At 41.7% G+C, this 11315-nt stretch carries 7 protein-coding genes and 2 pseudogenes; 3 read left to right on the forward strand and 6 right to left on the reverse strand.

Annotated features, from left to right (window positions below):
• Window positions 1–388 precede the first annotated feature (388 nt).
• The 3 genes and pseudogenes from F7734_RS58160 to ssuD all read left to right on the forward strand — a co-directional run bounded on the left by F7734_RS58160 (window position 389) and on the right by ssuD (window position 2152).
• Window positions 389–757 carry an ATP-binding cassette domain-containing protein gene (locus F7734_RS58160; protein WP_347566470.1) on the forward strand — a complete coding sequence of 123 codons (369 nt, stop codon included), beginning with the start codon at window positions 389–391 and terminating at the stop codon, window positions 755–757.
• Window positions 751–951, forward strand: a pseudogene (gene ssuC / locus F7734_RS58165) (aliphatic sulfonate ABC transporter permease SsuC); the annotation flags it as partial. The gene F7734_RS58160 and the pseudogene ssuC, both read left to right, overlap by 7 nt.
• A 31-nt stretch (window positions 952–982) precedes the next feature.
• Window positions 983–2152, forward strand: a complete 1170-nt coding sequence (gene ssuD / locus F7734_RS58170) for an FMNH2-dependent alkanesulfonate monooxygenase (RefSeq protein ID WP_155753237.1) — start codon at window positions 983–985, stop codon at window positions 2150–2152.
• A 535-nt stretch (window positions 2153–2687) separates the two neighbouring features.
• Here ssuD and F7734_RS58175 read toward each other — a convergent pair.
• From F7734_RS58175 to purE, 6 genes and pseudogenes are all read right to left on the reverse strand, one after another.
• Window positions 2688–3548 (reverse strand): NAD(P)-dependent oxidoreductase, encoded by an 861-nt coding sequence (locus F7734_RS58175; protein WP_155753239.1) that lies wholly within the window; start codon window positions 3546–3548, stop codon window positions 2688–2690.
• Between the two features lie 307 nt (window positions 3549–3855).
• The gene (locus F7734_RS58180) at window positions 3856–5064 is read right to left on the reverse strand and encodes a 4-hydroxy-3-methylbut-2-enyl diphosphate reductase (RefSeq protein WP_155753241.1); all 1209 of its coding nucleotides are present in this window, start codon (window positions 5062–5064) and stop codon (window positions 3856–3858) included.
• Window positions 5065–5228: 164 nt separating this feature from the next.
• Window positions 5229–6069 (reverse strand): annotated as a pseudogene (locus F7734_RS58185) (SGNH/GDSL hydrolase family protein).
• Window positions 6070–6144: 75 nt separating this feature from the next.
• Entirely contained in the window at window positions 6145–7521 is a 1377-nt protein-coding gene (locus F7734_RS58190) for an ammonium transporter (RefSeq protein ID WP_166482804.1), read from the reverse strand.
• 473 nt (window positions 7522–7994) lie between these two features.
• Window positions 7995–9605, reverse strand: a complete 1611-nt coding sequence (locus F7734_RS58195) for an ammonium transporter (RefSeq protein WP_155753247.1) — start codon at window positions 9603–9605, stop codon at window positions 7995–7997.
• A gap of 757 nt (window positions 9606–10362) precedes the next feature.
• On the reverse strand, window positions 10363–10887 hold the full coding sequence (gene purE / locus F7734_RS58200) for a 5-(carboxyamino)imidazole ribonucleotide mutase (RefSeq protein WP_155753243.1): 525 nt from the start codon (window positions 10885–10887) through the stop codon (window positions 10363–10365).
• Between the last annotated feature and the right edge of the window lie 428 nt (window positions 10888–11315).

The raw sequence follows: 11315 nt of genomic DNA on the forward strand, positions 1-11315 counted from the left end.
TAGGGATGGGTAAAAAATATTTGATACATGAATCATGACTTTTCAAACATCTTCTAAGTGGAAATTTAATTTCAAGTAATCTTTTGTTATAAAAAATCCTTGCTTTTTTCCTAGAACTGTGTAAACATACAAAGATAAATTACGGTAAATCTACAAATTAACCGTAAATTAAATTTCAAAGGATAACTTAACTATCACTCCATCACATTAGTATGGAAGGACTGTTAAATTTCCAACCTCTTTAAAAAGTCGGGAATCTAACTAACCTAACTCCAACAGGAAATCACTGATATCTATTTTTAGTCATAACTAAACAGTAGCAATATTAATGTGATGATTAAAAGCTATTTATTCTGGAGGTTTTGACATGAAATCCGAACACCATGGAATGCATTTAAGACTTGAAGGGTTGAGAAAGTCCTTTGGAATCAAAACAGTTTTGCAGGGCATTAATTTAGATATATTGCCAGGAGAATTTGTCGCGATCGTTGGTCGCAGTGGCTGCGGTAAAAGTACAATGCTACACCTGATTGCTGGACTAGATTTGCCAAGTGCGGGAGGTATTTTTTTAAACGGTCAACAATCCCATCGGATTAGTCCAGATATAAGAATGATGTTCCAGGATGCGCGTCTGTTACCTTGGCAACAGGTGCTGGCGAATGTGGAATTAGGCTTGTTGGGTTCCAATTCTAAAGTGTATGCACGGCAAACGGCTTTGCAAGTTTTGGATGCTGTAGGACTCCAAGACCAACGCTGATTGTGGCAGAGACAATTGCTGCTGATTCTGGAATTGGTTACATGGCGATGAATGCTAGAGAGTTTATGCAAACTGACGTGGTGGTATTGAGCATATTAATATATGCATTATTTGGTAAACTAGCAGATATTATTGCTAGGTCATTGGAAAATTACTGGTTGCAGTGGAACCCTAGTTATTTGAAAGCATCATAAAAAAGTTTTGTACACACTCTAAACAGGAATTATGCAGCTACTTTGGTTTATTCCCACACATGGAGAAGGACGTTATCTAGCCACTGCTATAGGTGGACGAGCAGTGAACTTTGATTACTGGAGACAGATTGCCCAAGCAGTGGATCATTTAGGTTTTGCAGGAGCATTGTTACCAACAGGTCGCTCCTGTGAAGATGCGTGGATTTTGGCATCAACATTAGTAACTCACACGAAAAGAATGCGCTTTTTGGTAGCGATTCGTCCTGGGTTGATGTCTCCAGGTGTAGCAGCAAGGATGGCAGCAACTTTTGACCGCATTTCTAACGGACGTTTGCTGATTAACGTTGTTACAGGAGGCGATCCGGTAGAATTGGCGGGAGATGGTTTGCATCTAAGTCATGACGATCGCTACAGATTAACCGATGAATTTTTGACTGTGTGGCGACAAATTATCGCTGGTGAAACTGCTAACTTTCAAGGCGACTATCTCAATATCGAGGAAGGTAAATTGTTATTTCCTCCGAGACAGAAACCGCATCCGCCTTTATGGTTTGGAGGTTCCTCGCCTATTGCCCAAAGTATTGCCGCTAAGCACGTAGACGTATACTTAACATGGGGTGAAACACCAGAACAAGTCGCCCAAAAAATTAGCCAGGTGCGGCGTTTGGCAGAACAAGAAGGGCGGACATTGAGGTTCGGGATTCGCTTGCATATAATTGTTCGAGAAACCGAAACTCAAGCTTGGGATGCAGCAAATGATTTGATTCGGTATGTGGATGCTAAAGCCATAGCCAAAGCTCAAAAAGCTTACGATCGCATGGATTCTGTTGGACAACGCCGGATGAGTCAATTGCACAACAGTAGCCGAGAAGCCCTAGAAATTAGCCCAAATTTGTGGGCTGGTATTGGTTTGGTGAGAGGTGGTGCGGGAACTGCTTTAGTGGGAGACCCCAAGACTGTTGCTGCTAGGATGCTGGAATATGTAGACTTGGGTATCGATACCTTCATCTTTTCTGGCTATCCTCATTTAGAAGAAGCTTATCGAGTTGCAGAACTCCTATTCCCCTATTTGCCCTTGGAGAATCTGCCAACTGTTGAAGAGCAACAGGTGTTAAGCCCATTTGGGGAGATAGTTGGTAATCAGGATTTTCCAAAACAAAAACAGCAGTCTAAAGAAAAAACAACGGCTACTGTAGATTGACTAAGTTAGTTTACCCCTGTTTTAGTGATAACTGCAACCTCGCTGTGGATTAAATGCAACTGAACCAATATATCAAGGATGCGTTGTTTTCGTCGCCCAAAAAGGTGAATGGGATGCAAAATATGGAGAATTTCGCTCCTTGACGGAGATTGATGTAGGTTATCGTTTTTTGCGTGCAACTTTATAGTTAATAGGAGCATCCGGCGATGCTGGTAACATTGTAGTAACTACAGGTAACTTTCGAGTAGCAGATGGTGCAAACGTTATCGCCAGCACCTTTAACGATAGTAACGGTGGCGACATTACAATAAATGCCAATGCATTTGAAGCTTTGACTGGGCGGACAGGTGATAATGAGTCCGCGCACGCGACTTCGTTTGTGTAGTGTTTTTCCCAAATTGGGATGCTCCCCTAATTCATGAATTTTTCTGACGAATCACGAATTATTTAGTTACTTTAATTTGTGACAATTGGCTGTGTCCAGATCCCCGACTTCTTTAAGCAGTCGGGGATCTAAGTTTCATTTAAAAGCTACTCAAAGCGCCAATTCTTCTCGTAAAGACAAAGGTTCATACCCCAACGCAAAAGCTTCGGAACTATCTAAAGAAACATCAGAGGGTCTAGGGGCTGCCATTTTCACGTCTTGCTGTCGGCACGCCTTAATCTGACTGCTTGGCAGTTGAAACACCTCTGCCATCATTAAACCAAAATCATATCGCGAAATCCGCTCTTTTCCTCCTAAATGAATGTATCCCTGTACCTTATCTAATGCCAATAACAACCCTTTCGCCGCAGTTCTTGCACTCACTGGAGTCCGAAATTCATCTATAAATAAATTTAAATCTTTTCCTTCTTTCAGAGTTTGAATAAAGGGTTGTATAAAACTTGTGGCTGTAGGTGTCGCCATACCAAACATCAATGGCATTCGGCAAACAGCTGTCATGGGATAACGCTCTAACATACCTTTCTCAGCCATAACTTTATGTTCTCCATAAATGTTGACAGGAGAGACTGAGTCTGTTTCTTTATAAGGAGCATTTAAACCATCAAAAACTAGGTCTGTTGAAGTAAAAACACAAGGAATGGAAGCATCCGCACAAAGTCCGGAAATATTGCATGAAGCTTCTACGTTAATTGCATGGGATTCATGAGGATGAGTTTGGCAAAAATTTGGTTGGGATTGTGCTGCAGTATGAATCACTGCTGTTGGTTTGATATCGCTAAAAACCTGCTTCAGCTCCTGAAAATCTGTTAAGTTAACTTTTATAGTGGTTATACCAGGGATTTGTACAGAATGGGAAAAATAGGTTCCACAGACAACATATTCTTGTTTAGCTAACTGGCAAAGATGCCAACCTAAAAAGCCGCTCGCTCCTGTAATTAACAGTTTTTTCATATTTGTAAAATTTCTGTATTGAGAGAATTATATGAACCTCAGTTAAATTTTTAGCAAAGTTCTTCTATCAACATCCCATAATACTAATTTCCGATCTACCTTAGGTTTAGTAGGTCAACCAAAACAAGTTCAACAACCATCGAACCCGGTATTGCGTACACCACCGGGTTTTTTATTTAAGTAAGTTAGCACAATTAAAGTTTACCAGTCAGGATTGTCATTAGTCATTGGTCATTGGTCATTAGTGAAGGAGAAACCAATGCCCTTTTGCCCAATGCCCAATGCCCTTTTGCCCAATGCCCAACCCTTACACAACAACGGCTGTCGTCTTAAATTCAAAAATCTTTTCAATCACGTCTTCTACCACCTTATCCGGTGTAGAGGCACCAGAGGTAATTCCTACTACTATTTTCCCATCTGGTAACCAATTTTCTGCGATCGCTAATTGCCCATTGAGTTCTCTATGTTCTATTTTGTTGCCCGATAAAAGCCGTGCAACACTATCAACATGATACGAGACAATTCCTTTTTGAACGGCTATTTGTTGCAATTGAGTGGTATTCGATGAATTAAACCCACCAATCACTATCATTAAATCCAGTTTTTGTTCCACCAACTCCAACATCGCATCTTGACGTTCTTGAGTTGCGTCACAAATGGTGTTGAAACTTTGGAAGTGCCGATCTAACTCAGTCGGTCCATATTTTTTCATCATAATATGCTCAAACAGTTTTCCGATTTGCTCGGTTTCACTTTTGAGCATGGTGGTTTGATTCGCAATACCCACCCGTTCTAAGTCTTCATCGGGGTCAAAACCTGGAGAACAAGCTTTACTAAATTTTGCTAAAAATTCTTCACGGTTGCCACCATGGAGAATATAGTTAGCCACATACTCAGCTTCACCCATATTCAGCACTATTAAATATTTACCAGCAAAAGAACTGGTTGCAACTGTTTCTTCGTGCTTGTATTTACCGTGAATGATGGAAGTGTACTCGCCTTTTTTGTGCTTTTCAACAGTATTCCAAACTTTAGACACCCAGGGACAAGTTGTATCGACTATTTTACAACCCTTGTCGTTGAGGATTTGCATTTCTTGAACGCTTGCCCCAAAAGCAGGTAAGATGACCACATCGCCAGAATTCACAACAGAAAAGTCTTTTTTGGTTCCGTCTACGGGAATAAATTTTACTTCCATCTCCTGCATGCGTTGGTTCACAGAGGGATTGTGAATAATCTCGTTAGTGATCCAAATGTGTTCCGTGGGAAAATGCGTGCGGGTTTCATAAGCCATCGCCACGGCACGTTCTACACCCCAACAAAAACCAAATGCTTGAGCCAGGTAGATGGTAACATCTCCACGAGTGAGGGTGTAATTACTGTTGCGAATTTCCTGAATCAATTGGCTCTGATACTCTGACTGTAACTGTGTGGCGACTTCTGCTTGATGACCAAACCCTTTACGATGGTAGTTTTCTGAATGCTGTAGAGAACGTTTAAAAGCTTTGGTATCCATTGTCTTTCTTTTAAATTGTCATTTATTATTTTCCCTTGCAAAGAGGTGAATTGAACGCATCGAGCTAAATGCTTGAGATGTAGAGCAGTCCCCAATGGAAAAATTCATCTCGATCTTGAAAATCCCTCTTCCTCTACCCTAACTCCCTACCCCTACTCCCACTCCTATCGTAATTCTATTTCACTATATAACTGTATAGCAGAACTCCACACCAATAACTTGCTGGCTCAGGTGTAACCCATCAGTACTGAGTTCGGGACGCAGATTGCCTTGGCTGTTAGCAAATAATGGATATAAATCTAAATACTTGACACCTTCTTGTTTGGCTATGTCTTCTAGTTGCTGATTTAACTGGCGAATGCGACTGTTAGGAATCGCTAACAGTTTTTCTTTGCCTTGCCAAGTGACTTGTTCGACTCCATGGGGTAAAATCGACTGCACTACAATTTGCGCTGTTGGATGACTCTTTCGCAAGTAGCGCACGATTTGCTGCTGATTCTCTAAAATTGTCTCATCGCTAACCCCTCGAATGAGGTCATTAATACCAATCATGACAAAAATTGTCTCTGGATTGGTGGAGTTGAATAAATCCAACCTTTTTAATAATCCTGTTGTTTTTTCTCCGGAAATCCCCTGATTTAGCCAAATTCTGTCTTTGGGTAATAACTCTGAAGGAAACCACAGACTGAGAGAATCTCCCGCCAGTATTGTCAAACGCGGCGGTTTTTTTTCGGCTGCTACTTTGGCTTCTTGTTTGAGAACGTCTACCCATTCTGGGTAACTGAGTTGGTGACGCGCTCCCAATTTAGGGACTACAGGTGAGGTAGCGGCTTGAGCTTTGGCTTGAGTGTGTGGGTTGATTGTACTGGGATTGGGAATTATCCCAAAAAAATCAGTCCATTCCTGCTGTCGGGCAATCAGCAGAGCGATCGCAAAAATTAAAATGAAGTTGGTTGCCAGGGATAGACGCGCCCAGATAGGAAAGGTTTTTGCAGGAGTGTTCACGACTAAAAATTATGAATTATGAATTGTGAATTCTGAAACTTTATAAGTTATAATTCATAATTCATAATTCATAATTCATAATTCTTTATGAGAGATGTTAATCCGGTCTCCAAACTCGTCGTTGTAACCTTCTTCACCGTGTTCGTTAATATCCATACCTTGGAATTCGGCTTCTTCTTTGACTCGCAAACCAACTGTGCTGTCTAGAACTTTTAGAATAATCCAAGTGCCAACACCCGCAAAAACATACGCAACAACAATTGCTACTATTTCTACCAGTAATTCCCCAGGGTTGCCATATAACAATCCGTTTTTCCCTGCTGAATTGACTGTTGTAGTAGCAAATACACCTGTCAGAATTGCTCCCATTGTCCCGCCTACGCCATGCACGGGATAGGTGTCTAAAGCATCATCAACTTGAGCTTTGTGCTTAAAGCTAATAGCATAAAAGCAGACAAAAGCGGTGATGCTACCAATTAAGATTGATGCTAGGGGTGTCACAAATCCTGCAGCTGGTGTGATGCCTACCAATCCTGCAACTGCTCCTGTAGCTGCTCCTACTGCTGTTGGTTTCCCACGCAATGATTTTTCTAGAATCAACCAGGTTAAAGTGGCGGCGGCGGCGCTTGTATTAGTGTTGACAAATGCTGCTACTGCTAAATTATTTGCCTCTAAAGCACTACCTGCATTGAAGCCAAACCAACCAAACCACAACAAACCAGCACCTAACAGGATAAAGGGAACGTTGTGAGGGGGGCTAAGGCGATCTGGATAAGTTTTCCGAGGTCCAAGGATAATCGCTGCAACAAGGGCAGAAATTCCAGAACTGATATGTACAACGGTTCCACCAGCAAAGTCAAGAGCGCCAATACCACCCAATAACCCTAAAAATCCTCCTTTACCCCAAACCATGTGGGCAAGCGGAGTGTAAATAAATGTTGACCACAACAAGACGAACAAAGAATATGCCGTGAAGTTCATTCGCTCGGCGATCGCACCTGAAATCAAAGCTGGGGTAATAATGGCAAACATGGCTTGGTAAATCATGAATGCTTGATGGGGTATTTTCGCTGCATATTCGGTTGTCTCAAAACCCACCCCATTTAAACCCAGCCACTGAAATCCACCAATAACTTTCCCAAGTACGGATTCATTAGGTGCAAACGAAAGGCTATATCCCCACAAGATCCAAGTGACACCCACAATTCCCATCAGTACAAAGCTCATCATTAGCGTGTTGAGGACGTTGCGCGATCGCACAAATCCTCCATAGAAAAACGCCAGCCCTGGTGTCATAAGTAGCACTAATGCTGCTGAAATCAGCATAAAAGCTGTAGACCCTGTATCGGCTGGAGGTGGAGTTGTGGTTCCTTGAGCAACGGCGTTAGCCATCAACGGTCCACTTAGAAATAGTAGGGTCATAGCCCCAATCGTCATCACTTTTTTCAACACTGACTTTCTTTCCCGCGCACCAGTAATTCTTTTGTATGAAGTATATTCAATTTCAGTAACTTTTGATACATAAAACAGTAGCTAAAGTTACAAAATCTTGATATTTTAGCAAGATTTATAGATTTAATACTTCTTATCGCAGTTGTCAAGACATTTTGAAGAAGAATAATTCGTCAGAATTCAGGAATCAGAATTATTTGGATCTTCGTCTTCCCCAACCAAATGTAGACACCGCAAGTGACGGTGGGGTTTTAAACCCCTTTATTCATCCGCCAGTCGTTTAACATAAAGCTGAATTCTGACGACTGACACCTTTATTCTTTGAGGATAAATTATGAGATTATCCAATGTTTAGGAATTTTAGCTATTTTCTAGAGTTTTTTGCGCGATTTCTTAATTTTGGGTTGAAAAATAAGTAAAGACGCGCCATGGCACGTCTCTACAGATTGTTTATAAGTTGGTCGTAGGGCTACTTACAAAGTATTGGGTACGTCTCCCGAACGAGCCACTGTAGATGAGTGCATACCCGCTTCTGTAAATCCGCTTGCACCACCTTCTTTGACGAATCCGTTGTAAGCTTCCATACCGTGTTCGCCAATATCCAAGCCTTCGATTTCCTCTTCTCTAGAAACTCTGATGCCCAAAGTTGCTTTCAATGCAAGCCAGAAGATTGTGCTGAGGAGAACGGTTATACCACCAACAGTGAGGACACCTAGCAACTGAACGCCTAATTGTCCCAAGCCACCACCTGCAAACAAACCTTTAGCTGGTCCAAGACCCTCCGTATACCAGGGGAAGGCGGCATTACCAGTACCTACAGCAAACAAACCGACTGCTAGAGTCCCCCAAATACCACATACAAGGTGAACGGAGGTTGCTCCAACTGGATCGTCAATACCGATTCTGTCAAAGAAGGTGACAGCAAAAACAACTAAAACTCCAGCTACCAGACCAATGATAAAAGAATTCGGAATAGTGACAAAAGCACAAGGTGCTGTGATAGCAACCAAACCAGCCAGAATACCATTGATAATCATGGAAAGGTCTGGTTTACCCAAGTACAGCCAAGCTGTAGCTGTGGCAGCAATTCCACCAACAGCGCCTGCCATGTTGGTTGTTAAAGCAATGTGAGTGATGGCATTGGGATCTGCAGCCATTGTGGAACCAGGGTTAAAACCAAACCAGCCCAACCACAGAATTAAACAGCCTAAGGTGGCAATACTCATGTTGTGACCAGGTAAGGCAACTATTTGCCCATCCTGATATTTGCCAATACGCGGTCCGAGCAATGCAGCTCCCATCAATGCTGCCCATCCACCAACGGAGTGAACGACTGTGGAACCTGCAAAATCAAAGAAACCTTTCTTGTAAAGCCAACCACCGCCCCAAATCCAGTGTCCGGTAATTGCGTAGGCAATCCCTACAAGCAAAAGGCTAAAAATCAGGAAGTCAACAAACTTAATCCGTTCGGCAACAGCACCTGAAACAATCGTTGCTGCTGTTCCTGCAAACACGAGTTGGAACAAAAACTTGGCAGCAAGGGGTACACCAGCCCAGTTAAGAGCACTAAATACTCCCTTATAAGCATCTCCTGTTGCAGGGCTATTGTCCGCACCTTGCAGGAAGAAGCCATTTAATCCGATGAAATCATTACCATCACCAAACATTAAGCCAAAACCAATTGCCCAAAAGGCAACAGTCGCAAGGGCAAATACAATCAGGTTTTTGGCAAGTACGTTAACTGCGTTTTTCTGACGGCAGAAACCAGTTTCTAACATACAGAAACCAGCATTCATGAAGAATACCAGAAAGGCTGCGATCGCTACCCATAGTGTGTCAATCGCAACTTTCAATTCTGCTGTAGTTGGTCCTGCTGGTGCAGGAGTTTGAGCAACTGCTGCATAACCCCATGCCAGGACGATCGCGCAAGCTACTGGAATACAAGCTTGCCAGCTTGGTGACAACCGTTTGATGGCTGTACTCAGTTGCTTGACAAATAAGTGATTTTGTGGGCTGCTACCCTGATGTAACAACCGCCGCCTGTTTCTTTTTCTCGATTTGTTTTTGTTTGTGCTCTTTATCATCATGCTCTCAACCAATCCTTGAAATACCGGAAAAACGCATTGAGTAAAGGTTGGGTAACGTCTGAAGCGTTATGGAAGTCGTTGTGCGATCTTCGACATTTGGGCAAGTCGGCTGCTTACACTAACTGATTTTCATTACCTTAAGCAGTTAAGCGAAAATCAGCGTATCAATAAACTAAAGTTCACCTCGACAATGTACTAATATTCTTAAAAAATTATTATTTTCTGCAAAACAGTCAAGAACCACTTTATTACTTTTTACAAATATCTTTGGATTACTGAAAATGATTCAGATATCCGACTTCTCTAAGAAGTTGGAACTGGAAACGGTGAAAACTGGATACTTTATTGACTTACTGACCATTTTTGTTACACCCTCTCAAAACGGTTAATAAGGGTTTTTCAGCTAAAAAATAGTATATGACTTCTATTCTTAGACCATTAATACTTTTTACTTGTATTTACTTGCTACTGCTCTGTCTTATGCAATGTAGCAATATAGTTAAAATTCATTTCGCAAAATTATGAACTGTTAACAGCGAGCAGTGACTAGTGACTATCTGACCAGTAACTAGTTCATCTCCAGACTTAAAATAATGAGTCAATGTCTTTTTATTGGTTTCCACTTACTTCTTTTCATTCTGTAAATTTCAATACAGTTTTTTTGCAAAAAATCTAATTTGGCTTTGAGATTCTTGTTTAAATACTTCTCAAGCAATATCTATGGAAGTTCAGTTTGTATTAACAATCTCAAGCTTTAGTGCGTTCGCATTTCGCTAAGATATTCTTGATAACCAAGATGTTCTAGCTTTGCTTGCTTTGCCATAACTGTTTCCAGTAAGTTTTGGCGATAGCGCTGCACTTGCTCGAGTAATTGCGGTTGATGGGTAGCAAGAATCTGAACTGCCAAAAGACCAGCATTTTGAGCACCACCTATAGCGACTGTTGCTACTGGTATACCTGCGGGCATTTGTACTATAGAGTACAGTGAATCTACACCTTGCAAGTGACGGCTGGGAACGGGAACACCAATGACAGGAAGCGGAGTTAAAGACGCAACCATTCCTGGGAGATGAGCAGCACCGCCAGCACCAGCAATGATGACTTTCAGACCGCGCTGGTGTGCAGATTTAGCATACTCCACCATGCGTTCTGGAGTTCGGTGGGCGCTCACAATGGCGACTTCGCAGACAACGCCAAATTCTTCGCAAATTGCGATCGCTCCTTGCATGGTTGGTAGATCTGAATCGCTACCCATGATAATGCCGACAAGGGGGGACATAGGATTTTGGATTTTGGATTTTGGATTTTGGATTTTGGATTTTGGATTTGGGATTTTAGATTTGGGATTTGGGATTTTAGATTTTGGATTTTGGATTTTGGATTTTAGATTTGGGATTTGGGATTTTGGGATTAGGTAGGCTGTATATCGATCATCTCATCTATTGGCGTACATGATGCATACTGTGTTTATAAAATAAATTATCGTTATGTAGAAATGATTAGCAATAAGGGGTTGGGGGCGAGGGAGACAAGGGGGACAAGGAAGAAATACTCATGGCTAATGCCCAGTCAAAAAATCCAAAATCCCAAATCCCAAATCCCAAATCTAAAATCCCAAATCCCAAATCCCAAATCTAAAATCCCAAATCCCAAATCCCAAATCTAAAATCCCAAATCCAAAAAGCCTATTGATATAAAAAATTGTAG

It is taken from the genome of Scytonema sp. UIC 10036 (genome assembly GCF_009725235.1).

Bases quoted from the DNA above. Each gene is read 5' to 3' on its own strand.
- F7734_RS58160 (WP_347566470.1), top strand. From the start codon at position 389: ATGCATTTAAGACTTGAAGGGTTGAGAAAGTCCTTTGGAATCAAAACA.
- ssuD (WP_155753237.1), top strand. From the start codon at position 983: ATGCAGCTACTTTGGTTTATTCCCACACATGGAGAAGGACGTTATCTA.
- F7734_RS58175 (WP_155753239.1), bottom strand. From the start codon at position 3,548: ATGAAAAAACTGTTAATTACAGGAGCGAGCGGCTTTTTAGGTTGGCAT.
- F7734_RS58180 (WP_155753241.1), bottom strand. From the start codon at position 5,064: ATGGATACCAAAGCTTTTAAACGTTCTCTACAGCATTCAGAAAACTAC.
- F7734_RS58195 (WP_155753247.1), bottom strand. From the start codon at position 9,605: ATGATAAAGAGCACAAACAAAAACAAATCGAGAAAAAGAAACAGGCGG.
- purE (WP_155753243.1), bottom strand. From the start codon at position 10,887: ATGTCCCCCCTTGTCGGCATTATCATGGGTAGCGATTCAGATCTACCA.